At 62.8% G+C, this 26,280-nt stretch carries 25 protein-coding genes; 9 read left to right on the top strand and 16 right to left on the bottom strand.

What is annotated here, in order from left to right; all coding sequences use genetic code 11:
- From RWT78_RS07575 to RWT78_RS07565, 3 genes are all read left to right on the top strand, one after another.
- On the top strand, positions 1 to 948 hold a 948-nt coding region (locus tag RWT78_RS07575; RefSeq protein ID WP_314675041.1), incomplete at its 5' end, for an MMPL family transporter.
- Positions 949 to 1,051: 103 nt separating this feature from the next.
- Complete coding sequence (locus RWT78_RS07570; protein ID WP_003945447.1) at positions 1,052 to 1,462, top strand: DUF302 domain-containing protein; 411 nt, start codon at positions 1,052 to 1,054, stop codon at positions 1,460 to 1,462.
- 90 nt (positions 1,463 to 1,552) lie between these two features.
- Positions 1,553 to 1,822: a metal-sensitive transcriptional regulator gene (locus tag RWT78_RS07565; protein ID WP_314675039.1), complete on the top strand. Its 270-nt coding sequence runs from the start codon at positions 1,553 to 1,555 to the stop codon at positions 1,820 to 1,822.
- Between the two features lie 60 nt (positions 1,823 to 1,882).
- Here RWT78_RS07565 and RWT78_RS07560 read toward each other — a convergent pair whose 3' ends face one another.
- Positions 1,883 to 2,686, bottom strand: coding sequence for an alpha/beta fold hydrolase (locus RWT78_RS07560; RefSeq protein ID WP_003945829.1), 804 nt, complete (start codon positions 2,684 to 2,686; stop codon positions 1,883 to 1,885).
- 110 nt (positions 2,687 to 2,796) lie between these two features.
- Here RWT78_RS07560 and RWT78_RS07555 point away from each other — a divergent pair, with 110 nt between their 5' ends.
- Positions 2,797 to 3,732 carry a methionyl-tRNA formyltransferase gene (locus RWT78_RS07555; RefSeq protein WP_007734348.1) on the top strand — a complete coding sequence of 312 codons (936 nt, stop codon included), beginning with the start codon at positions 2,797 to 2,799 and terminating at the stop codon, positions 3,730 to 3,732.
- A gap of 17 nt (positions 3,733 to 3,749) precedes the next feature.
- On the opposite strand, the gene RWT78_RS07550 is transcribed toward RWT78_RS07555, so the two are convergent.
- Positions 3,750 to 5,537: an ABC transporter ATP-binding protein gene (locus RWT78_RS07550; RefSeq protein ID WP_399551483.1), complete on the bottom strand. Its 1,788-nt coding sequence runs from the start codon at positions 5,535 to 5,537 to the stop codon at positions 3,750 to 3,752.
- A gap of 11 nt (positions 5,538 to 5,548) precedes the next feature.
- The gene (locus tag RWT78_RS07545) at positions 5,549 to 7,303 is read right to left on the bottom strand and encodes an ABC transporter ATP-binding protein (protein WP_314675036.1); all 1,755 of its coding nucleotides are present in this window, start codon (positions 7,301 to 7,303) and stop codon (positions 5,549 to 5,551) included.
- 156 nt (positions 7,304 to 7,459) lie between these two features.
- On the opposite strand from RWT78_RS07545, the gene RWT78_RS07540 reads away from it, so the two are divergent.
- Both RWT78_RS07540 and RWT78_RS07535 read left to right on the top strand, forming a co-directional pair.
- Complete coding sequence (locus tag RWT78_RS07540) at positions 7,460 to 7,633, top strand: hypothetical protein (RefSeq protein WP_164490548.1); 174 nt, start codon at positions 7,460 to 7,462, stop codon at positions 7,631 to 7,633.
- 103 nt (positions 7,634 to 7,736) lie between these two features.
- On the top strand, positions 7,737 to 9,200 hold the full coding sequence (locus RWT78_RS07535) for a trehalose-6-phosphate synthase (RefSeq protein WP_314675032.1): 1,464 nt from the start codon (positions 7,737 to 7,739) through the stop codon (positions 9,198 to 9,200).
- A gap of 88 nt (positions 9,201 to 9,288) precedes the next feature.
- On the opposite strand, the gene RWT78_RS07530 is transcribed toward RWT78_RS07535, so the two are convergent.
- The 12 genes from RWT78_RS07530 to RWT78_RS07475 all read right to left on the bottom strand — a co-directional run bounded on the left by RWT78_RS07530 (position 9,289) and on the right by RWT78_RS07475 (position 21,217).
- On the bottom strand, positions 9,289 to 9,822 hold the full coding sequence (locus RWT78_RS07530) for a twin-arginine translocation pathway signal (RefSeq protein WP_314675030.1): 534 nt from the start codon (positions 9,820 to 9,822) through the stop codon (positions 9,289 to 9,291).
- Positions 9,819 to 10,622 carry a hypothetical protein gene (locus RWT78_RS07525; protein ID WP_314675028.1) on the bottom strand — a complete coding sequence of 268 codons (804 nt, stop codon included), beginning with the start codon at positions 10,620 to 10,622 and terminating at the stop codon, positions 9,819 to 9,821. The genes RWT78_RS07530 and RWT78_RS07525 overlap by 4 nt, the downstream gene beginning before the upstream one ends.
- The gene (locus RWT78_RS07520; RefSeq protein ID WP_019747002.1) at positions 10,622 to 12,016 is read right to left on the bottom strand and encodes an MCE family protein; all 1,395 of its coding nucleotides are present in this window, start codon (positions 12,014 to 12,016) and stop codon (positions 10,622 to 10,624) included. Before RWT78_RS07520 ends, RWT78_RS07525 begins: the two co-directional genes overlap by 1 nt.
- A complete protein-coding gene (locus tag RWT78_RS07515; protein ID WP_314675025.1) occupies positions 12,013 to 13,260 on the bottom strand; it encodes an MCE family protein in 1,248 nt (415 codons plus the stop codon). Before RWT78_RS07515 ends, RWT78_RS07520 begins: the two co-directional genes overlap by 4 nt.
- Entirely contained in the window at positions 13,260 to 14,564 is a 1,305-nt protein-coding gene (locus tag RWT78_RS07510) for an MCE family protein (protein WP_007734341.1), read from the bottom strand. The genes RWT78_RS07515 and RWT78_RS07510 overlap by 1 nt, the downstream gene beginning before the upstream one ends.
- Complete coding sequence (locus RWT78_RS07505; protein WP_003945728.1) at positions 14,561 to 15,619, bottom strand: MCE family protein; 1,059 nt, start codon at positions 15,617 to 15,619, stop codon at positions 14,561 to 14,563. The genes RWT78_RS07510 and RWT78_RS07505 overlap by 4 nt, the downstream gene beginning before the upstream one ends.
- A complete protein-coding gene (locus RWT78_RS07500) occupies positions 15,616 to 16,635 on the bottom strand; it encodes an MCE family protein (protein ID WP_314675044.1) in 1,020 nt (339 codons plus the stop codon). Before RWT78_RS07500 ends, RWT78_RS07505 begins: the two co-directional genes overlap by 4 nt.
- Entirely contained in the window at positions 16,635 to 17,819 is a 1,185-nt protein-coding gene (locus tag RWT78_RS07495; protein ID WP_314675023.1) for an MCE family protein, read from the bottom strand. The genes RWT78_RS07500 and RWT78_RS07495 overlap by 1 nt, the downstream gene beginning before the upstream one ends.
- Before the next feature lie 11 nt (positions 17,820 to 17,830).
- Positions 17,831 to 18,682 carry an ABC transporter permease gene (locus RWT78_RS07490; protein WP_003945759.1) on the bottom strand — a complete coding sequence of 284 codons (852 nt, stop codon included), beginning with the start codon at positions 18,680 to 18,682 and terminating at the stop codon, positions 17,831 to 17,833.
- A 64-nt stretch (positions 18,683 to 18,746) separates the two neighbouring features.
- Positions 18,747 to 19,511, bottom strand: coding sequence for an ABC transporter permease (locus RWT78_RS07485; RefSeq protein ID WP_003945687.1), 765 nt, complete (start codon positions 19,509 to 19,511; stop codon positions 18,747 to 18,749).
- 487 nt (positions 19,512 to 19,998) lie between these two features.
- Positions 19,999 to 20,916 (bottom strand): 3-oxoacyl-ACP reductase, encoded by a 918-nt coding sequence (locus RWT78_RS07480; RefSeq protein WP_003945439.1) that lies wholly within the window; start codon positions 20,914 to 20,916, stop codon positions 19,999 to 20,001.
- A 109-nt stretch (positions 20,917 to 21,025) separates the two neighbouring features.
- Positions 21,026 to 21,217 carry a ferredoxin gene (locus RWT78_RS07475; protein ID WP_007734330.1) on the bottom strand — a complete coding sequence of 64 codons (192 nt, stop codon included), beginning with the start codon at positions 21,215 to 21,217 and terminating at the stop codon, positions 21,026 to 21,028.
- A gap of 265 nt (positions 21,218 to 21,482) precedes the next feature.
- Here RWT78_RS07475 and RWT78_RS07470 point away from each other — a divergent pair, with 265 nt between their 5' ends.
- From RWT78_RS07470 to RWT78_RS07460, 3 genes are all read left to right on the top strand, one after another.
- Complete coding sequence (locus RWT78_RS07470; RefSeq protein ID WP_003945878.1) at positions 21,483 to 22,664, top strand: acyl-CoA dehydrogenase family protein; 1,182 nt, start codon at positions 21,483 to 21,485, stop codon at positions 22,662 to 22,664.
- Between the two features lie 12 nt (positions 22,665 to 22,676).
- Entirely contained in the window at positions 22,677 to 23,798 is a 1,122-nt protein-coding gene (locus tag RWT78_RS07465; protein ID WP_314675016.1) for an acyl-CoA dehydrogenase family protein, read from the top strand.
- 61 nt (positions 23,799 to 23,859) lie between these two features.
- Entirely contained in the window at positions 23,860 to 25,491 is a 1,632-nt protein-coding gene (locus RWT78_RS07460; RefSeq protein ID WP_003945783.1) for a long-chain-fatty-acid--CoA ligase, read from the top strand.
- A 9-nt stretch (positions 25,492 to 25,500) separates the two neighbouring features.
- Here the strand turns inward: RWT78_RS07460 and nagB are convergent, their stop codons facing one another.
- Positions 25,501 to 26,280 (bottom strand): glucosamine-6-phosphate deaminase, encoded by a 780-nt coding sequence (gene nagB, locus RWT78_RS07455; protein ID WP_003945641.1) that lies wholly within the window; start codon positions 26,278 to 26,280, stop codon positions 25,501 to 25,503.

Here is a 26,280-nt window from a genome sequence, read left to right as displayed (position 1 = left end):
CTGAAGGTGGCAATGCCCTCCATCGCCGTGGTTCCCGAGGACGCCCCGGTTCGCCAGGGCTATGAACTGGTGCAGCAGCAATTCGGGGACGGCGCCCCGGGGATGTTGCAGATCGTCACGTCCGCCGACGATGCAGCCGACACCTCACGTATTGCCATGAGCGTTGACGGCGTGGCCATGGTCACCCCAGCGAAACAAGCTGCCGATGGGTCCGATCTTGTTATGCTGCAAGCAGTTCCCACCGTCGACCCGTCAGATCCTGCGATGGAAACCATCCTTGCCGACCTTCGGTCGCAACTGCCGGAATCGGCGCTCGTCGGCGGCGCTCCGGCCGAAAATCTCGACCTTCAGCAGGCACTCGACGACTACCTTCCCATCGTCGTGGTCGTGATTCTGACGCTCGGATTCCTGTTGCTGCTGATCGCCCTCCAGGCGCCTTTGATCGCCTTGATCGGCACGCTGGTCAGCCTGCTGTCCACTGGGGCCGCATTCGGCATAGCGAAGCTGATCTTCCAGGACGGCCACGGAGCAGGCCTACTCGGCTTCGATCCCCAGGGGTTTCTCAACGGGTGGGGTCCGGTCTTCTTCTTCGCCATGATCTTTGCGATCGCGATGGACTACACCGTATTCCTGCTTTCGAGTGCCAAGGAGCACTACGAACGCACAGGCGACCCCGCGATCGCACACATCGACGGCCTCGCGCATTCAGGTCGGGTCATTGCGGCGGCAGCAGCGGTGATGGTTGCGGTCTTCTTCACTTTTGCGCTCGCAGATCCCTTGCCACCCAAGGAAATGGGCATCATTCTCGGCGTAGCTGTCCTCCTGGACGCAGTGCTCGTCCGCTTGGTGCTGCTGCCCGTTCTCCTACGCCTCACCGGCCGGGCAGCCTGGTGGGCGCCGGCATGGCTGCGTCGCGTCCTGCCGAACATCAGCTTCTCTCATGGCTGATCGTGTACCCGACATCACTGTCCTACTGATACCCCCAGGGGTATGATGGAGACAAGAGAAATCAAAGCCGGCGACAGTGACAGCCAACGACGAGGAGCGCGCAATGACAACACCCACAGAACCGATAGCGATCGCAACCAAGGTCACCGGAACCTTCGACGACGTCGTCACCCGCACGCGTGGCGCTCTCGCCGAGCAGGGCTTCGGCATCCTGACCGAGATCGACATGCAGGCAACACTCAAGGCGAAGCTGGACGAGGACATGGAAAAGTACCTGATCCTGGGTGCCTGTAACCCGCCGTTGGCCCATCGGGCAGTTTCGGTGGATCGTCAGATCGGCCTCCTACTGCCGTGTAACGTCGTCGTCCGCGAAGATACGACTACCGAGAATTCGTTCTTCGTCGAAGCGATGAATCCTGCTCTCATGGTTCAGGTTTCCGGCGAACCCGGCCTCGAGTCCGTGGCAGCCGACGCAGCCGTCAAGTTGCGCGCGGCCGTCGACTCGCTGATCTGACACCGCAGCCGGATCAAACACTGAATCAAGCAGTGACATGCCCCCAGGGGTACCCTTGACCGCAGCACGAACACTCGAGAAGGGGCCACCATGACCGGCGACGAAGAGAGCATTGCGCTCGTATTGAACAGACTGCGTCGTGCCCACGGCCAACTTGCCGGGGTCATCTCGATGATCGAGAACGGCCGCGACTGCAAGGACGTCGTCACGCAACTCGCCGCCGTGTCCAAGGCGCTGGACCGAGCAGGGTTCAAGATCGTCGCTTCCGGGCTGCGTGAATGCCTGAGCGGTGACAGCGTGGAAGGTCAGGAACCGATGACCGAGGCCGAACTCGAGAAGCTGTTCCTGGCACTGGCCTGAAACATGAGAAGGGTCTGACCCGCAGGTAGCGGGTCAGACCCTTCCTCGCGTGCGAAAGAACTACTTCGCCAGGAAGTCGATCAGCACCTTGTTCACGGCCTCCGGACGCTCGAGGTAGCCGTAGTGCCCGGCGTCGGGAATCTCTTCGTACGACGCCGTAGCGATGCAGTCCGCCACCTCGCGGGAGAGGTAGGGCGGGATCATGCGGTCGTCGGCGAAAGCGACGGACAGGCACGGGCGCATGATCGACTTGTACGCACCCCGTCGATCGAAGGCGCGGTCCATACCGAGCTGTGCGCGAACACCCGGTGACGTTGCGCCGCCGGTGAACTCGAAGATATCCATCCAGTCGCGCGCCGAGTGATCGTCTGCCAGCGTGGCCGGCGAAAGGTTCATCACCGCGGTCACTGCGGCACGGTACTTGGCCGGCAGAGCGACGCCACTGTCGAACAACTGGCGCTCGCCCTCGGTCAGGACCTGCTGGAAATGATCCATCCGGGCGTGGCCGGCGAGGAACACTGCTTTGCGAACCAGATCGGGCCTGGCGAGCGTCAGTTCCTGCGCCACCCGGGCGCCCATCGAGGTGCCGATGACATGGGCCGGACCGCCACCGAGGTGCTCGATCAGTCCGGCGGTGTCTGCGACCATGTCGGGCATCGTGATGCCGCCGAGGCTCTCGCCGGACGGTGCGATTCCGCGGTTGTCGAAGGTGCAGACTCGGTAGCCGGCGGCCACCAGCGCCGGGGTCTGGTGCAGATCCCAGACGCGGCCGGGGCTGCCGGTCCCCATGATGAGCACCACCAGATCTCCATCACCCTTGACCTGGTAATTGATGGGGATTCCGTTGATTGTGGCGACCGTCATGTCAGCCTTCCTCCTCGTACGTGTGATCAACAATTTTGGTTGGATAGCCTAAGCTGATGGGCGGTCGTGTGACCGCAACCCCAGCCCATGCTCGTCCAGGAGGACCCCCGTTGAGAGTCGCTACGCTCGGATACCAAACCTGGGGCCACCGTACCCTGCAGGCCTTGATCGACTCCGATCACGAGGTCGTGCTGGCAATCACACACCCGAAGAGCGAACACGTCTACGAACAGATGTGGGCGGACTCGGTTGCAGATCTGGCGGCCGAGAACGGTGTACCCGTTCACGTGGCGAACAAGCCTGACGACGCCTTCAAAGCCGCGCTGGCCGAAGCGGCTCCCGACATCATCGTCGCCAACAACTGGCGTACCTGGCTGCCGGCGGAGGTCTTCGACGCACCCAAGTACGGCACCCTCAACATCCACGATTCGCTGCTGCCCAAGTACACGGGCTTCTCCCCGCTCATCTGGGCTCTGATCAACGGCGAGGAAGAAGTCGGCCTCACGGCGCACCTGATGGACGAGGAACTCGATGCGGGCGACATCGTGCTGCAGCGATCGACGACGGTCGGCCCGACCGACACCGTCACCGATCTGTTCCACCGCACGATCGACATGATCGGCCCCATCACACTCGACGCCCTGGATCTGATCGCGTCCGGCCGTACCGACTGGACGCCGCAGGACCGATCGCAGGCCACGTTCTTCCACAAGCGTGCACCGCAGGACAGCCACGTCGACTGGTCCTGGCCCGCCGAGGTCATCGAGCGTTTCGTCCGGGCACAGTCCGATCCGTACCCCAACGCTTTCGCCGAGTTCAAGGGCCAGCGCATCCGCATCCTGAAGGCGTCCGTCTCACGCGGGCACTACGGCGGAACCCCCGGCCGAGTGTTCATCCAGGAAGACGACGGCATGGTGATCGTCGCGGGCCCCGACGCGTGGTCGGGCAAGAACAAGGGACTGCGGATCGAGCGCGTCCGACTCGACGACGGCAGCGAGTACACCGCCGCCGAGTTCTTCCCCCACGGCGGCGGGTACCTCACCTGATCGTCTGAACAAACCCCTCAGTCGCGACCTTCCCAGGCCGCCCACAGCTGCGCGTAACGCCCGCCCGCGGACACCAGTTCGCGGTGCGGGCCTTCTTCTACGATCTGACCGTGTTCGAGCACGATCACTCGGTCGGCGCCCGCGGCCTGGGTAAGCCGGTGTGCGACAACCAGAGTGGTGCGGCCCTCCGTAGCGGCGTCGGCAGTCGCTTCCAGTTCCCGCGCTCCGGCGCTGCCCGCCTCCGCTGTTGCCTCGTCCAGTACGGCGACGGCGGGATCGGCCAACACCAGTCTCGCCAAAGCCAACTGCTGCGCCTGCGCCGCTGTCATCTCGTGCCCGCCTTCGCCCACGACGGTCAGCATTCCCTCGTCGAGAGCCTCCACCCACTCGTACGCACCGACCGTCCGCAGTGCCGCGGCAACGTCCTCGTCCGAGGATTCGGGAGCGGCCAACCTCAGATCCTCGATCAGGGGCCCGGCAAAGACATGAACCTCCTGGCTCACGATCGCGATGTGGCGTCGTAGGTCATCGAGGTCGGCAAGCGGGACACCGCCGATCGACACCCGCCCCGACGTCGGAGTGATCGAACCGGCAGCGATCGCCGCGAGCGTCGTTTTTCCGGCTCCGGTCGAACCGACGAGCGCCACGCGCTCCCCCGCTCGCAGTGTGAGGCTCACTCCGTGGAGAACCTCATGACCACCGTCGTAGCTGTGCCGAACGTCGTCCAGACGCAGCGAACCGTCAGCCGGAACGGGACCTGCATCCGTCGAAGGCTCGGTTTCCTCGATCTCGACGACGCCGACCAGTCGCGCGAGGCTGGCGCCGGCCGACTGCACTTCGTCGAAGGTGTAGAGCAGTGAGCCGATCGGGTTGAACAGGCGGTGGAACAGCAGGGCAGCAGTCGTCGTCTGGCCGACTGTCACGACGTCCTCACGGACCAGCAGGAATCCGACGACGAGAATCATGGACAGGCCCACGAATTCGGCGCGGTTACCTCGACCGGCGAACCTCGTGAACAGGCCGAACACTCCGACTGCCAGATCGCGCGCTTTTGCCGACGCCGCATCGATCTGCCCGAGGTGTTCCTTCTCGAGGCTGTACGCGCGGACCGTCTTCGCACCCTGGAGACTGCTGATCAGCGCTTGTGAACGAGCGCCCATCGCTACCCGCTCGGCAGCGTAAACGGGAGCCGATCGTGGCAGGTACCACTTGAGCGCCAGCGCGTACATCGGCAGCGCGACCATTCCGGCCAGACCGAGTCGCCAGTCGAGTCCGAGCATGGTCACCATGCTCAGAGCCACGAGCAGAACCGCCGCGATCATGCCGGGAACCACGTCGGACACGGCCTTGGCGATCACCGACACGTCGTCACCGACTCGTGAGAGCAGATCGCCCTTGCCGACCTTCTCGACGGTCTGGATCGGCAGGCGCAGTGCCCGGTCCACGGTCCGCTCTCGCAGATCCGCCAGGATCGTCTCACCGAGCCGCTTGATCAGATAGGCAGCCACACCGGTGAACACACCGCCCACGATTGCGGCAGCGGCGATGATCACGACCACCCCGACGATCGTCGACGTGGGCGCGTTGTCCCGGACCCGGTCGACCAGGACACCGAAGACGTAAATCGGCACCAAGGCCATCGCCGACGCCGAAGCCGCGACGATCAGGACCAGCAGGCTCTGCATCCGGTGTTCGGCCAGCGCTGCCCGCAACCACTTCCAGGTCTGGCGACCACTCGCGATCGGCAACAACTCGCGCTCTGTCACCTTCTCTGCGTTCTCCCCGGCCGGCATTTCGGTTGTCATGTCCGTGGCCGTCACCGCAGCACCGCTCCTCGGTAGTTCGCGTCGCCGCGAGAGAGTTCGGAATGTGTGCCCGTCGAGGCGATCACTCCGTCGCTCAACACGATCACCCGATCCGTCACGGCCAGCAAGGCGGGGCTGCTGGTGATCAATACCGTCGTGTGGATGCCACCGGCACCCTCGTGCCGCAGTTCTGCGATTCCTTCGGCGATCGATGCCTCGGTAACCGCGTCCACCGCCGTCGTCGGATCGTGCAGGACCATCACGGGTGCCTGTGCCACCAAGGCGCGCGCGAGGGCGACGCGTTGCCGCTGGCCTCCCGACAAACTGGCGCCCCGATCGGTCACTTCGAGGTCGAGACCGTCCGGATGTGCGTCGACGACATCCGCCGCTGCCGACGCCACCAGAGCGCTCTGGATGTCGAGAGCAGCGGCATCACCGGCGCCCGCAGTGACGTTCGACGCAAGCGACCCGGAGAACAGATCGGTGATGTGCGGCTCCACCAACACCGTCCGACGTGCCAATCGCAAGTCCATGTCGGACAGGCTGATTCCGCCAACCCTCACCACTCCGCGATACGCGTCCTGCGCCAGCTGACCGGACAGGACCGCGACAAGAGCGTCGGCGTCCTGCGGCTGGTAAGCCACGACGCCCAGCAGTTCTCCGGCAGGCAGATGCAGGTCGATGCCCTTGAGTGACTTGTACTCGACTCTGTCGAGAGTCAGGTCGGTGCCTTCGAGTTCGGTCTGCGAACCCGCGCCACGCAGTGGCTCCGCGTCCAAGACCAGTGCCAGTCGATCCGACGACGCTCGCGCCACCGCGAAGTATCCGGGAATGGACGCAAGCAATCCGAGCGGTTCGATGATGAACTGCGCAAGCCCCACCACGGTGATCAGTTCACCGACCGTGATCCGGCCCTGCAACGCGAAGTATCCCGCGAAGCCCGCAACACCGACCGCGAGCAACGCACTGATGGTCGCGGCAACGCCGGTGTAGATACCGGTCGCCTTGGCCGTGCCGATCGTCGATGCGAGCGCTTGACGGCTGACCGTGCGGTAGCGCGCCGACGCGGTCTTCTCGCCGCCGATACCGCGCAGCGGACGCAATCCGCTGACCAGATCCGTAGCCATCGCCGACGCCCGAGCGATCGACGCCTGCTGACCGGTGGCCCTCGACGTGATGAGAGGCGCCGCCAACTGCAGCAGACCGAGAATGACCGGCGTTCCGATCAGAACGGCCAGCCCCAGCCAGAGGTCGATCCACACCAACGCCACCGCCGACGCCACCGCAGCTGTCAGGGCCGCAGCGGCGCGCGGGACGATGTCCGCGATCCACGAGGTCTGCTCGGCATCGGATGTCGAGACTGTCAGCAATTCACCCGAACGCAGATCGGTGCGCACCCCACGCGGATCGAGGACGCGGTGCGCCACCTCGAGCCGGAGGCGATGAGCCTCCTGCTGCATCGCGGTGACGATGAAGCGTGCGCCGAAACGCCACGCGGCCGTCAGAACGAGAAAGAGAGCCGCGAGACCGACGATGGAGACGATCAGGGCCGTGGTGTCCGAAGTCTCCACCGCACGGTCGATGATCACACCGATGGAGATCGGCACCGCCGTCTCGGTCAGTTGGTGCAGACAGACCAGAACCGTGCCGATGGCGAGCGGGCCACGGTTACGGACGAGGACACGTCGCAAAATCGCAGCACCGCTGTGATTGCCACTATCCGGCTCGTCCGAGTCGACGGTCACACTCGAGGGGGTCGAACTCATGGAACTCCAAGCATCGATGGAAGCGATAAAGTTGAGTACAGAGATAAGTAAGTCGACCCTAATACATGAGCAACTAGCGTCGACACGCCCAGTTCTCATAGAGTCGCGAGTAAGAACCATTGCTTGCGCCGTGCAGGCAAGCACGAGAGGAACATGATGGCTGAGAACACGACCGTCGAAACCGAGATCGCGGACGAGGACCTCGAGCCCGTTGCGGACGAAACTGCTCGTCAGGCACAGCGCGTCGTCGCTGCCTACGCGGAAGATGCCGACGAGTGCAGGATGCTGCTCTCGATGCTCGGTATCTCCCCCGCCGCCAAGCTCGACTGAATCTTTCCCTCACCGACCGAGAAGGAACCACGTGCCTGTCAGTCCGGATTCGACCAGTTCAACCCTTTCTGACAGCGCACCTGCTTCTTCGACCGGTGAAGCCGTGTCCGGGCAGGCTGAGTTCGTTGTCGTAGCGAACCGCCTGCCCGTCGACTTGGAACGGCTTCCCGACGGCACCACCCGCTGGAAGCGAAGCCCCGGCGGACTGGTCACCGCTCTCGAGCCGATCCTGCGCAGCAATCAGGGCGCGTGGGTGGGCTGGGTGGGGGTGGCGGACGCCGAGCTCGACCCCATCGTCGAAGACGGACTCGAGCTCTACCCCGTGCCGCTGAGCGCCGAGGAGATCAACGAGTACTACGAGGGATTCTCCAACGCCACCCTCTGGCCGCTCTATCACGACGTCATCGTCAAACCCGAGTACCACCGCGAATGGTGGAACGCCTACGTCGAGGTGAACCGGCGATTCGCCGAAGCCACCTCCAAGGCAGCGGCACAGGGCGCGACAGTCTGGATCCAGGACTACCAGCTGCAGTTGGTACCGAAGATGCTGCGGATGCTGCGCCCCGACCTGACCATCGGCTTCTTCCTGCACATTCCGTTTCCCCCGGTCGAGCTGTTCATGCAGATGCCGTGGCGCACCGAGATCGTCGAAGGCCTCCTCGGCGCCGACCTCATCGGCTTCCACCTTCCGGGTGGCGCACAGAACTTCCTGTACCTGGCCAGACGCCTTGCCGGGCAACAGACTTCACGTGGAACCGTCGGCGTCCGCTCCAAACTCGGTGTGGTGCAAGTAGGTTTCCGTAGCGTCCGCGTCGGCGCCTTCCCTATCTCCATCGACTCCGGCAAGCTCGACGAGCTCTCGCGTACCAAGGCAATTCGAGACCGCGCCAAGCAGATTCGCAAAGAACTCGGAAACCCCAAGCACATCATGCTTGGCGTCGACCGCCTCGACTACACCAAAGGCATCGACGTCAGGCTCGCTGCGCTCCACGAACTTCTCATGGAGAAGCGCATCGACCCCGCCGACACCGTCATGGTGCAGCTGGCGACCCCGAGCCGCGAACGCGTCGAAAGCTACGTACAGATGCGCGGAGACATCGAGCAGAAGGTCTCCCGGATCAACGGCGAGTTCAGCGAAGTCGGCCGCCCCGTCGTCCATTACATCCATCGGCCGATCCCACGCGACGAACTGGTCGCGTTCTTCGTCGCCGCCGATCTCATGCTCGTCACGCCGCTGCGTGACGGCATGAACCTCGTCGCCAAGGAGTACGTCGCCTGCCGCAGCGATCTGGGTGGTGCATTGCTGCTCAGCGAATTCACCGGTGCCGCAGCAGAACTCCGCCAGGCATTTCTGTGCAATCCCCACGACCTCGACGACGTCAAGGATTCGATGGAGAAGGCCCTCAATCAACCGCGCGAGGACGGCCGGCGCCACATGCGTGCGCTACGTCGTCAGGTCCTGACGCACGACGTCGACCGCTGGGCGCGCTCGTTCCTCGACGCGCTCGCACACGGCGGTGCCGCAGGCCCGGCGCTGATCGCCCCGGCCGAAGCACAAGACCACTGAGGACAGTGCACAAAGGCTGAGGCCGCGGAGAGTGAATCTCCGCGGCCCCAGCCTCTTTCGTACCCGACTCCAGCCTTCGTGTGTTTGATCAGAAGGGTTGGACGTTGTTCACGAGCCAACGCCCGTCCTGCTTCTCCAGACTCATCTTCACGCGACTGCCACTGGCAACGGCTTCGGGCGATTCCGAAGACGTGGTGATCTGATTGAGGAACAGCATCGTCGTCGCGCTGTCCGCCTCGGCGTCGAGAACCGCGGCGCCCTGGACGACTACCTGAACGGTCAGCGACTTTTCCTTGGCTCCCGGAATGATCACCGATTCGATCAGGTTGGTGAACGTGCCCTGGAAATCGCCCGTCAAACCGTCTGTGGCCGCGTGCAACTGCTGATCGACGTTGTTGTAGTCGTACTGGAACATCGCAACCGCCTGATCGGAAGAGGCCTGTGCCACTTCGTCTCTGGTCTGATCGATCGCCGTGATGTCACGCGTTCCACCCGGACCGAAGTAGAGATACGCCGACACTGCCGCCAACGCGATGGCCACTGCACTGATGACGCACAGAACGATGGCGAGCGGTGAGACGCGCTTGGGCTTGGACGTCTCGGGGATTACTTCTGGGGTCATGGCACAAACTCCACATTCGAGGCAAGCAACTGCCCGTCGACGTCGCACATGGTGATTCGGAGTCGGTAGTTGCGTTCGGCGGGCGCTTCGTCGCCGTTCTTCTGCATCGCGCGCACCGCGACCAATGAAGTCCCGCAATCGCCGTCGGATTTCTCGAACCCGGCTTCGAGCACCTCGCCGTCGGTCTGAACTCCGGCCTGCCCGAGGACGTTGACAAACGAATCCTTGCGTCCGTCGAACTGCGACTTGAACTCGTCGGTGGTGCCGGCGAGGAACTTGTCGAGGTCGGCAGCCGCTGTATCCGCGTGCAGTGTCGTCAGATTCAGTGCGGTGGTCCGGGCACCGGCCACGTAGCGGGCTCGGTCCTCGTCGGCATTGGACGCCTTGTTCCGGTCGACGAGAAGAAACACCGTCAGGGCCGCAAGAGCAACAGCGATCACCGAAGCAATGGCGATCCCGACTACCAACCCGGCCTTGGGCTTCGAACGAACAGGGGTGTCCACAGCAGTTTCTGCGGGGGTTTCGGCGGTACCGATCGGCTCGGCCTCGGTCGTGACCTGATCACCGCTGACGACCTTCTCAGGTGGAGTATCGGGCTTGCCCAAAGCAACTGGCGCCGCCGCCTTCTGCTCAGCCACCTTCTGCTCAGCCGCCTTCTGCTCGGCTGGCTTCTGTTCGGCCGACTTCTTTTCGGTGGGCACTACTACCGCGGCAGCGTCTGCATCCGCACCCGTGGGTCCGGCGCTGCGGGACGCGCGACGGCGCACCCGCTGCCCGGCCTGTGGATCTTCGTCTGTCATCAACCCTGCTGACCCTTCATGAACTGTTCGAGACTGACGTCGCCGCCACCGAGGTTCGGTTGCGAGTACGTCCTTCCGTCCGGCCCGATGTACGTGCCTGTAATCGGATCGTACCGACGAGCCGAGACCGAAGGCGTCGACGTGTACGAGCTCGGGGTCGCGGTAATCGGTTCCGGAGGCCCGGATTGCGGGTTCGTGCCCATCGGTACGTAGCCGGAACGGCACTGTTCGACCGTCGGCGCACGACGTCCCGGATACTCCTCGCAGGGAAGGTTTCTCGCGCCGCGCACGGCGATCGGCGAATCCTGAGCAACCTGGCAGAAGAGATCCGACGGCGTCTCGATCGGTGATTCGTCCTTCGGACTGCGCCACTGCTCTGCGGGCAGGAATCCTGTAGTGCACGGCGGCGGGTCGTTGACCTCCATGTGGAAGTCCACCAGTGCACCATCCGCAGCCGGGCCGGAGCCTGCCACCGTGACCAGCGCTGCGGCCAGCGGCGGATAGATGACCAGAATCTGCTCGATCGCGTTGTTGTAGATCACGCCGACCTGTCCGACGGAAACGAGGTTCGCCAGAAGAATCGGCAATGTCGGCTGCATGTCTTGCAGAAGAGCATTCGCCTCCGCCGCTGCCGCCGGCCCCTTCTGGATGACGGCACGCAGATCAGGGTCGCTGGCTCGGAGCTGATCGGTGAACGTCACCAGATTGCTTGTCCAGGAACGGATGGCGTCGCTGCTGACCACCTGGGTGTCCAGGAGTGGACCGGCCTGCTCGATCAGGGTCTTGGTCGCGTCGGAGTTGTTGTTCGCCTCTTCGACGAACAGCCGAGCCGAGTCGATCAGCTTCTGCAGATCCGGGCCGGCACCGTTGAACGCCTTGAAGGATTCGTCGATGACGGTCTTGAGCTTGGTGTCGGAAATGCTCTGCAGCAACAGATCTGCCTGATCGAGCATCGCGCCGACATCCTGGGGAATGCTGGTTCGGTCTTCGGGAATCACCGATCCGTTTTCCAGATGCCCGTCGACCACGATCGCTCCGGAGCTGTCGGTGTGCGGAATCAGATCGACGAACTGCTCGCCGATCGCCGACACACTCTTGACCGCAGCGTCGACGTCCGAGGGCACCTTGACGCCGCTCTCGAGAGACAGACGCGCATTCACGCCCGTTTCCGACAACTCCACCGCGTTCACGACGCCGATGGTCTGACCGCGGTAGGTGACGTTCGAGTTCTTGTACAGCCCACCGGTGGCGGGCAATTCGACGGTGACGTCGTATCGGCCGATACCGACCATAGCGGGAACACGCACGTACTGAGTGGCCATCACGATCAAACCGACGACCGTCAAGACGGCGAAGATGGTGAGCTGGATACGGACGAACTTTGTGAGCATCATGGTGCCGGTGCCCCCTGAGGAAGTCCTGGAATGTTGATCGGCGGAAGTCCCGGAATCTGAATGGTATTCGGATCCGCTGCCGGAGCCTGTCCTGCGGGAGCCTGTCCGGCAGGGGCCTGTGCGGGCGGTGCGGCAGGCTTGAGCGGATCGCTCAACGGGTTGCCTGTCTGTCCGGCCAGCCCAGCCTGCTTACCCAACACGCCTTCCGGTCCGGAGAGCGTTCCGGCCAACGGAGTTCCGGTGAGGAAGTTCGCGTCCAGTCGGGGCAGCGAGATGTCGATGGTCATGGCCAGGTTGGCGTAGTCACCGCGAATGACGTTGTCGATTCCGTTCTGTGGGAACGGGAACGTCAAGAGGACTCCGAGAACCTGCGTGAGAGCGTTGCCCGAATCCGCCAACGCTTTCAGAGTCGGCGACAGCGCGCGAACGTTGGTCGCGAAATCGTCACCGCTCTCCTGGATGACGCGACTGGCCACCTCGCTGAGACCACCGAGGGAGGTCAAGGCGTTGGTGATCTCCTGACGCTGAGCGACAAGAACCTCGAGTGCCGGCGGAATACCTTCGAGTGCTTTGTTCAGGGTGTCGTGCTGGGCCTGGACCGTCGAGGACAGTCGATCGAGTCCCTCCATCGCCGAAACGATGTCGCCCCGTTGCTTGTCCAGACTGCCGACCAGCTGATCGAGCTGAGGCAGGAGGTCGCGAACCGAATCTTCACGCCCACCGAGAGCGGCGTTGAGTTCCTTCGTGATGTCCTGAACCTGAGCGAGACCGCCGCCGTTCAGTACCACCGACAGCGACGACAGCGTCTGTTCCGTCGTCGGGTAAGCGCCCGCCCGCTCGATCGGAATCAGGTCACCGGCTTCGAGTCGGCCCTCGGGCTCCTCCCCTACCGGCGGCGCCAACTCGATGTGCTGAGAGCCGAGCAAGCTGGTCTGACCGATTTTTGCCGTCGCGTTGGCCGGCAACTGAACCTCGGGATTCAGCGACACCGTCACCAGAGCGTGCCAGCCTTGAACCTCGATGTTCGAAACGCTTCCCACTGCCACGTCATCCACCCGGACGGGCGAATTCTGCGACAGCGTAGTCACGTTCGGCATCTCGATCTGAACCTCGTATGCGCCTTCGCCCCGGCCTTGAGTGCCTGGCATCGGCACCGAGTTGAGACCGTTCCATTCACAACCGCTGGCGCCGAGAGCCACTGCCGTGGCCAACACGGCAACCGTGGTCTTGCGAGCTACCCGCATCAGTTCCCTCCGCCCATGTTGAAGAGTTCGGCGAGATCCTTGGGAACACTCGTCATGGGAGCACCCGACATCGGTCCTGCGACGGTTTCCGGCTGATTCTGACTTGCCGCTTCCAATCCCGGCTCGGTGTAGACGATCTGATCCGGGAAAGCCTGCACGCCCGCAACCGGGTTGAACAGGAATCCGGGGTAGTTGCCGATCATGGTGCTGAGCACCGGCCCGAGGTACTGCTTACACAGGTCGGCACTGTTCTGGGAATTACCACTCTCGATACCTTCGATGGAACCACAGATCCACTGGATCGGATTCTTGAAGTTACTCAGTGCAATTGCGCCGGTCATACTGCCCTGAGCCGGCTTGTAGATCTGATAGAAGTTGGCAAGCGACGTCGGTCCGGAGTGCAGAACCTGCTCGATCTCCGGGCGCTTGTCAGTCAGTACCTGAGTGGCATCGGCGAGACGCGCAACCGATTCGCTCAGTCCCTCGCTGTTGTCCTTGACGAACCGCTGGACGTCGCCGACGGCCAGGTCGAGATCACTGAGGGCTGTACCCAACTCGTCGGAGCTGCTTGCGAGAACGCTTGTCACCGAAGCGAGGTGACCGCTGAACTGCACGATCTGCTCGTTGCTCGAGGACAACGCAGTGACAAACGCCTGCAGGTTCCGAATGGTGGAGAACAAATCGGTCCGGCCTTCGGACAGCGTGTGCATCGTGGCCGAGAGTTCGCGCAGCGTCGACCGAATCGACTCACCGTTACCGTCGAGGTTCGTTCCCACGGTGTCGATGAATCGACCGAGGGAACCCTGATCGTCCAGACCCTCCGGTCCGAGTGCGTCCGACAGTTTGGTCAGTTCGGTCTTGATCTCGTCCCACTCCACCGGAACGGCGGTGCGCTCGATCGGGATCTCGCCGCCGTTGGGCATCTGTTCCCCGCCGGAGTACACGGGGGTCAATTGCACGAAGCGTGCGGACACGAGGCTTTGAGCAACGATGAGCGCCTTGGCATCTGCCGGAACGTCGACGCTCGAGTCGATCTTCATCTCGACGTACGTGTCCCGATCACGCGGTTCGATCTTCGTCACCTTGCCGACGTTGACACCGAGCACTCGCACGACGTCGCCCTCGTAGAGACCTGTCGTCGAGACGAAGTGCGCGGAGATCTTGGTCTTGCCCAGGCCAGGGATGAAGAGGTAGGCCGCACCGGCGACGAGCAGAGCGACCAGCACACCCGCTCCGATCAGCACCCACTTCTTGCGTGGGTTGGTGGAGCCCTGTGGATCCTGTGAAGTCATGGTCTCGGTCATTCTCCCGGCCCCCTGATCGTCGGTGGAATACCGGGGAAGAAGTCTTCCAGGTCGCCCGGAACCTGCTCGGGCGCGACGCTGGTGTCCACCAGGGTCTTCCACCAGTTGCTCGGCAGAATGTTGATGATGAAGGCGTCGAAGAACGGGCCGCTGGCCACGGTCTCACCGAGCGCGGTGATGTACGGTCCGAGTCCGTCGAGCGCTCCCGCGATGTTGTCCTTGTTCTGCTGGAGAACCTCGGCGACCGAATTCAGCTTCTCGAGGGTCGGCCCCATCTGAGCCTCGTTCTCCTGCACCAGCGCTGACAGTTGACGTGAGACTGCGCCGGTGTTGACGATCAGTTCGCTGATCGCGTCACGCCGCAAGCTCAGTTCGGCAAACAACTTGTTGCCGTCGACCAGCAACGAATCGATCTGACCGCTTCTGTCGGAGAGGATCTTGGTGACATCTTCGGCCCGCGAGAGCAATTGGAGCAGGCTCTCGTCGCGTGAGTTGATGCTCTGCGAAAGCCGCGTCATTCCGTCCAATGCGGTGCGAAGCTCTGGCGGAGTATCGGCGAGGGTGTCCGAGATCGCATTGAGCGAATCGTTGATCTGTTCCGTGTCGAGTTCGGACACCGTTGTCCCGAGGTCACCCAGAGCGTCGTTGAGCGAGTACGGGGAGTTGGTGCGTTCGACCGGAATCGGCGTGTCCGTCCGCAACAGTCCGGATCCTTCCGGCCTTACCGCCAACGACTTTCGGCCGAGAACCGTGTTGGTCTTGATGTCGGCCGCGGTCTGCTCGCCCAGGGCGACACCATCCTGAACGGTGAAGGTGACCAGCACCTTCTGGTCGTCGAGTTCGACGTCGCTGACCTTGCCGACCTTCACGCCGGCCATGGTGACGTCGTCGCCGGTGACCAGGCCGCCGGCATCCTGGAAGTACGCCGAGTAGCGAATGCCGCCGTTGATGAACTGGAGTTGATCGTATTGAAGCGCGGCACCCACGGTTGCCACCGCCAGGACGAGACCGATGACACCGATCTGTACCGGATTGCGTTCACGGGTAGGGGTCATGAGACTTTTGCGCACCTTCCCGTGTCCTGCACTGCCGTGGGCAAGATGATCGTCGTTCCGTCAGGTCCGGAGAACTTGAAAGTGTTGGCGCACAGATAGAACTGGAAGAACGCTCCGTACGTGCCCACTCGGATCAGCTTCCGGTAGTCGGACGGCAGACGACCGAGAGCGGTATTGATGTCGTCCTTGCCCAGGTCCAGCTGCGTCATCGTTCGGTTGGTCTCCCCGATCAGCGTCTGGATGTCCGGACGTGTCGCCTGCAGCAACGACGCGAGATCTCCCGTGGCACCGGCGATCTCGGTGATCGAGTTGCCGATCGGGCCACTGTCCTTCGCCAATCCACTGACCAACTGCTGGAGCTGATCGATCGTGGTGGAGAACTGATCGCCCTTGTCGTTGATGGTGCCGAGTACGTCGTTGAGATTGGTGATGACGTCCCCGATCAGCTGGTCTCGGTCCGCCAACGTGCTGGTGAACGAACTGGTGTTTCCCAGCAACGAAACCAGCGTTCCGCCCTGGCCCTGGAGTACCTGCAGCAGTGCCCCGGAGAGGTCGTTGACCTGCTGCGGGTCGAGCGAACGAAGCAGCGGCTTGAATCCGCCGAGCAGCAGATCCAGATCGAGCGCGGGCGACGTCTGATCGACCGGAATGGATCCTCCCGACGGAAGCGTCTCGGTGGAACCGGCGCCCTCGAGCAGTTCCATGTAGCGATCGCCCACCAGGTTCTCGTAGCGCACAGTCGCTTTGGTGCTCTTCATAAGCGAGTACTTGGTGTCGACGTCGAACTCGACCTCGGCCTGGTTGGAGTCACCGATGGACACTCCGGTGACCGACCCGACCGGAACACCGGCGATCCGGACCTTGTCGCCGGACTTGAGTCCCGAGACGTCCGAGAAGGTGGCGTGAAATCCGTTGCTGCTGCTGAAGCGCACCTGACTGAAGACGATCGCCAGTCCGGCGAAGATGACCGCCATGACGACGGTGAAAATCAGCAGCTTGACCGTGGTCGGTCTCATCACTTCCCGTCTTCCTGCTCGTAGGAGTCACCGAAGAGATACTGGAAAATGGTCGGCACGGTGACGCGCAGTTCGGTGTTGGGAACGAAAGGCACGTTGCCGGTGTTGGTGACTGCGAACGGGGCATGCCCGTCGACCTTCGGATCGAATTCGGGCAGACCGTAACAATTGGGTCCACCGGAGGCCGCGACCTTGGGGAGAGATTGCGGGTTCTGGTACGCCTCGGCGCCGTACATGAAGCTCGCACTCAGCATCAGCGCCGCTTTGTCCCCGGTGCCTGCCAGTGGCTCGAACTTGATCCGACCGTCGTTCAATCCGACGATGAAGCACGTCAGACCCGACGAGTACTTGTCGAGCAGGGTCGTCGTCGCGGTCAGAGTGTCGAGGGCGGTGGTCAGGTTCTGCTCGTTGTCGGTCAACAACGCGTTGCCGGTGTCCGCGAGGCCGGTGACGTTGAGCAACAGCAAGTCGAGGTTTGCCTGCTCGGCCACGATCGATCCGCTTGTCGCGGTGGCATTGTCGAGGATGCGCATCAGATCCGGTGCCACGTCGGCGTACAGATTGGTGACATCGGCGGCGCCGACCAAGTCTTCCTGGAGCTGCGGTAGAACCGGATTCATCTTCTTCAGATAGGTGTCACCGAGCTCGAGAACCTCACCCAGCGACTTGCCGCGCCCGTTGAGTGCGGTGGAGATCGCGCCGAGTGTGGCGTTGAGCTTTTCCGGTTCGATCTTCGCGAGCACGTCCGAAAGATGTTCGAAGACACTGTTGAACTCGACGGTGACGCTGTCCGAAGCGATGACAGCACCCTCCTGGATCGGCTGGGTCGACGGATCGTCGGGGATCACGATGTTGACGTACTTCGCACCGAACACCGTGGTGGTCTTGATCTCCACCCGGGCATTCGACGGAATCTTCGACATCTGGCCCGGGTCCATCGCCAACTTCAGGTTTGCCTGGTCCCCGACGAGTGAGATCGACTCGACGCGGCCGACCTGCACTCCGCGCAACTTCACCTTGGCATTGGGTTCCATGACGAGGCCGGCACGCGTGGACGTCACGGTGATGGGCGTGCTCTTGGTGAACCCACCCGAGAACATGGTGAGAGCAACGGCGACGATCGCCACGAGTCCGAGGACCAGGCCGGCTGCGGCCAACTTCTTGTGCCATCTGGGTACGGTCATCGCTTGCCCGCCTATCCCGACAGGTTGAAGTTGCCGGACCCGCCGTAGATGGCGAGTGAGATGAGCAGGGTGACCGTGACGACCGCGATCAACGAGGCGCGCACTGCGTTACCCACCGCGACACCGACGCCGACCGGGCCACCGGTTGCGTTGAAGCCGTAGTAGGTGTGGATGAGCATGACGGCCAGCGCCATGACTATCGCCTGGGCGAACGACCACAGTATGTCCGTGGGTATCAGGAAGGTCGTGAAGTAGTGGTCGTACACGCCGCCGGACTGGTTGTAGAGGAACACCGTCGCAAAGCGGCTGGCGACGAACGACGCGATCACCGCCAGTGAGTACAGCGGGATGATCGCGATCATGCCGGCCATGACGCGGGTGCTGACCAGATACGGAATCGACGGGATCGCCATCGTCTCCAGCGCGTCGATCTCTTCGGAGACGCGCATCGCACCGAGCTGCGCGGTGGAGCCGGCGCCGATGGTCGCGGCGAGGCCGATTCCGGCGATGACCGGCGCTGCGATGCGAACGTTGATGAAGGCGGCGAAGAAGCCCGTCAGTGCTTCGACGCCGATGTTGCCCAGCGAGCTGTAGCCCTGAACGGCGATGGTGCCACCGGTGAACAGTGTCAGGAATCCGACGATCACGACGGTGCCACCGATGACGGCGAGCGCACCGGTGCCCATGCTGATCTCGGCGATCAGTCGCAGAGTTTCACGTGGATAGCGCATCAGCGCCTTGGGAGCGTGACCGAGAGCCTTCGCGAAGAACAGCGCTTGATCACCGATGCTGTCGATACTGCGAGAGATCGAGCCGATCTGTCGACGTGTGCGCGGGAAGCGTCCCGCTGCGGCCAACGCCATCAGATCTCCTCCCGTCTGTCGTTTGTCGTTCTGTCCACTTCGATCTCTCCGACTGCCGTGGGCCTCATCCGGCCGTCAACTTGATACCGATGGTCGTGATGAGCACGTTGACGACGAAGAGCGCCATGAACGCGAACACGACGGTCTGGTTGACCGCGTCACCGACGCTCTTGGCGCCGCCTTTGACGTTGAGTCCGAGGTAGGCCGCAACCAGGCCGGCGATCATGCCGAACAGCCCTGCTTTGACCATGGAGAGCATGAGCTCACCGAATCCGGTGAGCAGTGTGATGCCGTTGACGAAGGCGCCGGGGTTCACGTCCTGGATGAACACGGAGAAGACGAAACCGCCGAGGATGCCGATGGTGCAGACCAGTCCGTTGAGGAGCAGCGCCACACCCGTCGACGCGAGCACTCGGGGAACGACCAACCGGTGGATGGGATTGATCCCGAGCACCTTCATGGCGTCGATCTCTTCGCGGATGGTTCGGGCCGAAAGATCCGCGCAGATGGCGGTTGCGCCGGCGCCGGCGACGATCAGCACGGTGACGATGGGGCCGACCTGCGTGACGGTGCCGAGGGCAGCTCCGGCACCACTGAGGTCGGCTGCACCGATCTCGCGCAAGAGAATGTTGATGGTGAAGCTGACCAGCACCGTGAACGGGATTGCGACCAGCACCGTCGGCACCATCGAGACTCGGGCCACGAACCAGGCCTGATCGATGAACTCTTGCCGCTGGAAAGGGCGGGAGAAGACTGCCCTCAAGGTTTGGGCGGACATCTGAAAGAAGCCACCGACCGCTCGTAATGGCACCTCGACGAGGTCTACCATTCGCCCTCCTCGTCCTTGGTTGCCGCAGTACTGTCTGTTCTCATAGTCCAGCCCCCGACAGCTTGTGACTCAGGTCATATTAACTAGAACGTGTTCACCTGTCAAAAACAAGTGTCCAACTCTAAGGAGTAGCCTCACGGCGCCGATCCGCAACCGGAAGATCGGAGACATGGGAAGCATCCCTTTTCGATGCGATTTTCGCCGAAATATCTTGGAAATTAATACTTTTGAATGATCGGCGCCTTTCGGCGCCAGGTTCGAAATTCAGCCATGCGAGAGCCTTGACTGGGCACGCCGATCGAATATCGCATCGTTCGCAGGAATGCAAAATTGGAACACAGTCCAGTTTTTTCGAGACCGTTGGTCTCGTTACAGAACGCAGGCAAACTGCCGCGCCCACCGACTCGTGAACACGCTATTTCTACCAGGAAGTGGACACGTAGACCGTCTGAGTGTGAACAACGGTTCTACGTGTCGCGAGCACCGTTCAGCCCAGCGCCCTCAAGGCCGCCGATGCCGAGAACATCTTTGCCGGGTCACGGCCTGCGAAGTAGTCACCCATCACTGCGGACAGCGTTTCCGGCGACCAGGAATCTCCCTCTGCATCGAACCTCTGCTCGACGACGGGCGCCGCCATCAGCGCAACCATCGGTCCGTACACCACGAATACCTGACCGTTGACGGCGTCGGCCGCTGGTGATGCCAGATACGAGACGAGCGAAGCCACGTGCTCGGGCGAGAGTGGATCCATGCCGTCGGCCGGAGCGTCGCCGAACACGCCTTCGGTCATCGACGTCCGTGCCCGCGGGCAGATCGCGTTGGCCCGTACGCCATAGCGCGAGAGCCCACGTGCGGCCGACAACGTCAGCGCCGTGATTCCGGCTTTTGCAGCGCCGTAGTTGGGCTGCCCTTCCGGTCCGAGGAGACCCGCCTCCGAAGAAGTGTTGACGATGCGCCCGTACACCGGCGCCCCGGCTTCCTTGGATTTCGCCCGCCAGTAGGCAGCGGCGTTGCGGCACAAGAGGAAATGGCCGCGAAGGTGCACTTCGAGTACGAGATCCCAGTCTTCGTCGGACATGTTGAACAGCATCCGGTCGCGTACGACCCCTGCATTGTTGACGACGATGTCGACACTGCCGAACTGACCCTGCGCTGCTTCCATCAGCGCGTCGGCAGTAGAACGCTCACCGACGTTGCCTGCCACGAATTCGACCTTGGCACCGAGACCACGGATTTCCTCGAGCGTCGCTTCGACGGCCTCGTTCGGGGCCAGATCGTTGACGACCAACGAAGCACCGGCCTTCGCCAGACCGATGGCCTCGAACTTTCCGAGCCCCGATCCGGCACCGGTCACGATGGCGACCTTGCCTTCGAGACTGGTTTCTGGGCTGTTCACAGCATTCATCGAAGCGCTCTCCCGGTTCTCTGCGGTCGTGTGTCGAGTTACCCGGCTCGATTGCCGTGACCCACGAGTTCGCAACTTTAGAACGTGTTCTTGTTTTGGGCAACCATCGTCACGGATGTTCGGTCAGTGCCGCGCGCGGGCACTGAGCGATCGCGGAACGGACATCCTCCCAGCGATCCTCCGGTGGGCGCACAGAACTGATCACGAGCTCCTCGTTGTCGTCGAGGTCGAAAATATCGGGCGCGATCCCGACGCACACACCGTTTGCCTCGCAACGGTCCAGATCAACCCTGACCTCCATGGCGATTCCTCTTCTCTACTCACAACTGCTCACACGAACACGGATACGAAACGAGTGCCGCAGGGCTGTGCCGCACACCGTTCCTGGCGATAACACTAGAACCTGTTTCAGTCGTGTGCAATGATTCGAAAAAGTACCGAGAACGGACGTCGAACGATCCGCCGGCGACGGCGAGGGCGCCCCTTGTCGCCGATGTACGCATCGATAGAACCTGTGTCAATCGAATGGTTGACGCTTTGATTCGTATCTCTATGGAGAGGTAACCATGCACATCACCTACACCCCTGAGCAGCAACAGCTCCAGGAGGAGTTGCGTGCCTACTTCGCACAACTGATGACTCCCGAGCGGCGAGAAGCGCTCGCCGCCACGACGGGTGAGTACGGCGAAGGCAATGTGTACCGCGAAGTCGTCGCGCAGATGGGCCAGGACGGCTGGCTCACCCTGGGTTGGCCGAAAGAGTACGGCGGACAGGAACGCTCCGCGATGGACCAGCTGATCTTCACCGACGAAGCCGCCATCGCCGGTGCACCGGTGCCGTTCCTGACGATCAATTCGGTAGCGCCGACAATCATGCATTTCGGTACGGACGAGCAGAAGGCCTTCTTCCTGCCCAAGATCTCTCGCGGTGAGCTCCACTTCGCGATCGGCTACTCCGAGCCCGAGGCCGGCACCGACCTGGCCTCTCTGCGCACGTCGGCGGTCCGTGACGGTGACGATTACGTCATCAACGGGCAGAAGATGTGGACCAGCCTGATCCAGTACGCCGATTACGTGTGGTTGGCGTGCCGCACCGATCCGGAAGCCAAGAAGCACAAGGGAATCAGCATGCTGATCGTCCCCACCACGGCAGAAGGCTTCTCCTACACACCGGTTCACACCATGGCCGGCCCCGACACCAGCGCCACCTACTACCAGGACGTGCGGGTCCCGGCGTCGTCGATAGTCGGCCAGGAACACGGCGGCTGGGCACTGATCACCAATCAGCTCAACCACGAGCGTGTTGCCCTCACCTCGGCCGGACCGATTCTGACCGCGCAGCGTGAGGTCCGCGAGTGGGCACAGAACACCAAGCTGCCCGACGGCCGACGCATGATCGACCAGGAATGGGTGCAGATCAATCTGGCTCGCGTGCATGCCAAGGCCGAGTACCTGAAGTTGATGAACTGGGAAATCGCCTCCGCAACCGATCACGCTCCCGGCCCCGAAGCTGCGTCCGCCAACAAGGTGTTCGGTACCGAATTCGCCACCGAGGCTTACCGCTTGCTGATGGAGATCCTCGGATCCTCCGCCACGATCAGGCAGAACTCCCCCGGCGCTCTTCTGCGTGGACGCATCGAACGCATGCATCGTTCTTCGCTGATCCTGACGTTCGGCGGCGGTACCAACGAAGTGCAACGCGACATCATCGGAATGACAGCTCTGCGGCTTCCCGCATCGAAGCGATAAGGACCAACGATCATGGAATTCACCCTTACCGAGGCCCAGCAGGACCTGTCCGGACTGACACGATCCGTCGTCGCCGAACTGGTCACCAACGACCGCCTTCGTGAACTCGACGCCGCCGAAGACCGTTTCGACGCCCTCTTGTGGAATGCTCTGGCCTCGGCCGGCGTTCTCGGCGCGGCCCTTCCGGAGTCGGTCGGCGGAGACGGATTCGGGGTCCTCGAGCAGTGCAGCATCCTGGCCGAACTCGGACGCGGTGTTGCAGCCGTTCCGTTCCTGACGTCCATCGTCGGGTCCGCCGCAGCGATAGCGGAATTCGGCTCGGACCAACAGCGAGACGAATGGGCGAGCGCTGCCGCCGCCGGCGAGAAGGTACTCACCGCGGCCCTCGCCGAGGAATACAACGACGACCCGGCCCACCCCGTCACGCGTGCCGAGAAGACCGCCGAAGGTTGGCGCATCGACGGAGCCAAGATCACCGTCGACAGTGCACCGCTCGCAGATCTGTTCCTCGTCCCCGCCATCACCGAGGACGGCGTCGCGGTCTTCCTCGTCGAACCGTCGGACGCGGGCGTGAGCATTACCAGGCAATCGACCACAGATTTCTCGAGCGCGGGTCTCGTCGAATTCGATTCGGTGCAGATCCCGGCCGATCGTGTTCTCGGCTCGGTTGCCCAGGGATCGGACATCGCGGCGTGGATCGTCGAGCGAATTCAGCTCGGTTCGACCGCCTACCAGTACGGAGTGCTCGATCAAGCGTTGAAGCTGACCGCCGAATATGCCACCGAGCGTGTGCAGTTCGGTCGACCGATCGGTAGTTTCCAGGCCGTGGCCCAGCGCCTCGCAGACGGATACATCGACGTCAAGGGTGTTCGTCTGACTCTGTGGGCTGCCGCGTGGCGTCTGAGCGAAGGACTTCCTTCCGACGGCGCTGTACAGACGGCCAAGTTCTGGGCTGCAGATGCGGGACACCGTGTCGGGCACACTGCGGTTCACGTTCACGGCGGTGTCGGTCTGGACGAGGACCATCCGGTTCACCGCTACTTCCTCGCGGCCAAGCATCACGAGTTCCTGCTCGGCAACGCAACGGATCAGCTTCGCGCGCTCGGCAAGGTACTTGCCGCAGTCCCTGCCTGAGTGCGTCCCACCGAGTGGAAATCCATGACCTGGTCCGAGACGAATCGATGATGATGCAGCTATGAGTCAGAGCCCCACTGTTTCCGATCTACTCCTCGGAGTCAGCGAGATCGACGACCGCGGTATCCGTTTCGAGGACCAGGTCATCACCTGGCGCGAGCACGTTCAAGGCTCGTTCGATCGAGCAGCGCTGCTGGACACGCTGCTCGATCGAACGCGCCCCAGGAATTTCGGACTTCTGATGGAGAACGTCCCCGAGTTCTCGTTGCTGCTCGGAGCGGCATCGTTCTCGGGTTCGGTCGCCGCCGGGCTGAACACGACCAGGCGCGGCCCGGCATTGGCGCGAGACATTGCGATCTCCGACTGCCAAGTCATCTTCACCGAGAACAACCAGGCACATCTACTCGACGACGTCGATCTCGGCGATGTCGGGGTGATCAACGTGGATTCTCCGGCCTGGGCGGAATTGTTGGCGCCCTTCGCCGATACGCCGGCCTACGCGTCGACGGCGCAGCCCGACGATCTGTTGATGCTCATCTTCACTTCCGGAACCAGCGGTGATCCCAAAGCGGTTCGGTGCACGCACCACAAGTTGGCCTCTCCCGGCGTCATGCTTGCCGATCGTTTCGGGCTCGGCGCCGACGACGTCGTCTACATGGCGATGCCCATGTTCCATTCCAACGCGATGATGGCGGCGTGGACGGTCGCGCTGCACGCTCGTGCGGGAATTGCCATGCGACGCAAGTTCTCCGCTTCGGGTTTTCTACCCGACGTTCACAAGTACGGAATCACGTACTCCAACTACGTCGGAAAGCCGTTGTCCTTCATCGCTTCCACCCCCGAGGTGCCGAACGAGCGGGACAACACCTTGAAGATCATGTACGGCAACGAGGGTTCGGCGCCCGCCGTCGCCACCTTCGTCCGGCGCTTCGACGCTCGCGTCATCGACGGGTTCGGTTCCACCGAGGGCGGCATTTCGATCTCCGCGGCACCGGTTCCCCGGCCCGGCGCCCTCGGACTGCTCCCGGACGGCGTCAAGATCCTCGATCCCGAGACCGGAGCGCCATGCCCGCCTGCAGTCTTCGATGCCGACGGCCGGATCACCAACGCCGACGAGGCAACTGGTGAACTGGTCAATGTCACCGGCCCAGGCACATTCGCCGGGTACTACAAGAACCCGGAAGCCGACGCCGAGCGAATGCGCAACGGCCAGTACTGGAGTGGCGATCTGGCGTACACCGACGTCGACGGTTACGTCTACTTCGCGGGACGCAGTTCCGGTTGGCTGCGAGTGGACGGCGAGAACATCGGTGCCGCACCCATCGAACGCTCCCTGGTCGGTTACCCGGGCTTCGCGCAGGTGTCCGTGTACGCAGTCCCCGACAGCGACGTCGGCGACCGCGTCATGGCGTCGGTGATTCCGGTCGGCGATGTCGACAACTTCGACCCGGCAGCCGTAGCCGAATTCATCGATTCCCGGCCGGAACTCGGGCCGAAGCAGAAGCCGACCTTGATCCGAGTGTGCAGTGAGTTCCCGAGAACGGCGACGTTCAAGGTGGTCACTCGAACGCAGAGCGCCGAACGCTGGAACACCTCCGATCCGGTGTGGATCCGACGGCGTGGAGAATCCGACTTCCAATTACTCACTCCCGAAATGGCACTCGGCCTCGAGAAGACGCGAGAGCCCGTCTAGCCCGATATCTCAGTAGTGCTGAGCAAGCGGTTTGTGCGCCGACACCGTTTTGTAGAACTCGGTGAGCCGGAGCTGTGATGCCGCTGCATCGTCGATCACCACCGTCGCGTGTGGATGCAGTTGGAGGACCGATGCCGGGCACACCGCGGCCAGCGGCCCCTCGACGGCAGCGGCAATCGCAGCGGCCTTGTGCTCGCCGGTCGCGATCATCACCAGATGCTTTGCTTCGCAGATAGTTCCGAGGCCCTGGGTGATCACGTGCCGTGGTACGTCGTCCGGACTCTCGAAGAATCGGGCGTTGTCGGTTCGAGTCTGTTCCGTCAGCGTCTTGACCCGGGTCCTCGAATTCAGCGAGGACGTCGGTTCGTTGAAACCGATGTGACCGTTGCCGCCGATGCCCAGAAGTTGTACGTCCACCGGACCATTCGACGCAATCGCCCGGTCGTAGGCTGCCGCGGCGGCAAATGGATCCGACGCGGTTCCGTCGGGGCTGAATACCCTTGCCGCGTCCAGGTCCAGGTGATTCACCAGCTCCGTTCGGATAACCTGGGCATACGACTCAGGGTGGCCTTCCGGCAGGCCGACGTATTCGTCCAACAGGAACGCCTGCACGCCGGCAAAACTCAACCCTTCCTCGCGGTGACGGCGCGCGAGTTCGCGGTACACCGAGAGCGGTGAAGATCCTGTCGCCAGGCCCAAAGTCCGTGCACCTGAATGCACCGCGTGTTCGAAGATGTCGGCAACAACGGTGCCGGCCGCCTCCGCACTGTCGACAATGACAATTTCCAT

Source organism: uncultured Rhodococcus sp. (assembly GCF_963525155.1).
Lineage (GTDB): Bacteria > Actinomycetota > Actinomycetes > Mycobacteriales > Mycobacteriaceae > Rhodococcus_F > Rhodococcus_F qingshengii.
Note: the sequence above shows the minus strand (reverse complement) of the source record. Positions and strands in the feature narration are given on the sequence as shown.

What these genes read in the sequence shown, in the direction of transcription:
- RWT78_RS07470 (WP_003945878.1), top strand. Translation starts at nt 21,483, where the DNA reads ATGCACATCACCTACACCCCTGAGCAGCAACAGCTCCAGGAGGAGTTG.
- RWT78_RS07500 (WP_314675044.1), bottom strand. Translation starts at nt 16,635, where the DNA reads ATGAGACCGACCACGGTCAAGCTGCTGATTTTCACCGTCGTCATGGCG.
- RWT78_RS07530 (WP_314675030.1), bottom strand. Translation starts at nt 9,822, where the DNA reads ATGACCCCAGAAGTAATCCCCGAGACGTCCAAGCCCAAGCGCGTCTCA.
- RWT78_RS07490 (WP_003945759.1), bottom strand. Translation starts at nt 18,682, where the DNA reads ATGGCGTTGGCCGCAGCGGGACGCTTCCCGCGCACACGTCGACAGATC.
- RWT78_RS07565 (WP_314675039.1), top strand. Translation starts at nt 1,553, where the DNA reads ATGACCGGCGACGAAGAGAGCATTGCGCTCGTATTGAACAGACTGCGT.
- RWT78_RS07515 (WP_314675025.1), bottom strand. Translation starts at nt 13,260, where the DNA reads ATGCGGGTAGCTCGCAAGACCACGGTTGCCGTGTTGGCCACGGCAGTG.
- RWT78_RS07525 (WP_314675028.1), bottom strand. Translation starts at nt 10,622, where the DNA reads ATGACAGACGAAGATCCACAGGCCGGGCAGCGGGTGCGCCGTCGCGCG.
- RWT78_RS07475 (WP_007734330.1), bottom strand. Translation starts at nt 21,217, where the DNA reads ATGGAGGTCAGGGTTGATCTGGACCGTTGCGAGGCAAACGGTGTGTGC.
- RWT78_RS07465 (WP_314675016.1), top strand. Translation starts at nt 22,677, where the DNA reads ATGGAATTCACCCTTACCGAGGCCCAGCAGGACCTGTCCGGACTGACA.
- RWT78_RS07460 (WP_003945783.1), top strand. Translation starts at nt 23,860, where the DNA reads ATGAGTCAGAGCCCCACTGTTTCCGATCTACTCCTCGGAGTCAGCGAG.
- RWT78_RS07570 (WP_003945447.1), top strand. Translation starts at nt 1,052, where the DNA reads ATGACAACACCCACAGAACCGATAGCGATCGCAACCAAGGTCACCGGA.
- RWT78_RS07550 (WP_399551483.1), bottom strand. Translation starts at nt 5,537, where the DNA reads ATGACAACCGAAATGCCGGCCGGGGAGAACGCAGAGAAGGTGACAGAG.
- RWT78_RS07485 (WP_003945687.1), bottom strand. Translation starts at nt 19,511, where the DNA reads ATGGTAGACCTCGTCGAGGTGCCATTACGAGCGGTCGGTGGCTTCTTT.
- RWT78_RS07520 (WP_019747002.1), bottom strand. Translation starts at nt 12,016, where the DNA reads ATGATGCTCACAAAGTTCGTCCGTATCCAGCTCACCATCTTCGCCGTC.
- RWT78_RS07495 (WP_314675023.1), bottom strand. Translation starts at nt 17,819, where the DNA reads ATGACCGTACCCAGATGGCACAAGAAGTTGGCCGCAGCCGGCCTGGTC.
- RWT78_RS07505 (WP_003945728.1), bottom strand. Translation starts at nt 15,619, where the DNA reads ATGACCCCTACCCGTGAACGCAATCCGGTACAGATCGGTGTCATCGGT.
- RWT78_RS07545 (WP_314675036.1), bottom strand. Translation starts at nt 7,303, where the DNA reads ATGAGTTCGACCCCCTCGAGTGTGACCGTCGACTCGGACGAGCCGGAT.
- nagB (WP_003945641.1), bottom strand. Translation starts at nt 26,280, where the DNA reads ATGGAAATTGTCATTGTCGACAGTGCGGAGGCGGCCGGCACCGTTGTT.
- RWT78_RS07510 (WP_007734341.1), bottom strand. Translation starts at nt 14,564, where the DNA reads ATGACCGAGACCATGACTTCACAGGATCCACAGGGCTCCACCAACCCA.
- RWT78_RS07540 (WP_164490548.1), top strand. Translation starts at nt 7,460, where the DNA reads ATGGCTGAGAACACGACCGTCGAAACCGAGATCGCGGACGAGGACCTC.
- RWT78_RS07560 (WP_003945829.1), bottom strand. Translation starts at nt 2,686, where the DNA reads ATGACGGTCGCCACAATCAACGGAATCCCCATCAATTACCAGGTCAAG.
- RWT78_RS07480 (WP_003945439.1), bottom strand. Translation starts at nt 20,916, where the DNA reads ATGAATGCTGTGAACAGCCCAGAAACCAGTCTCGAAGGCAAGGTCGCC.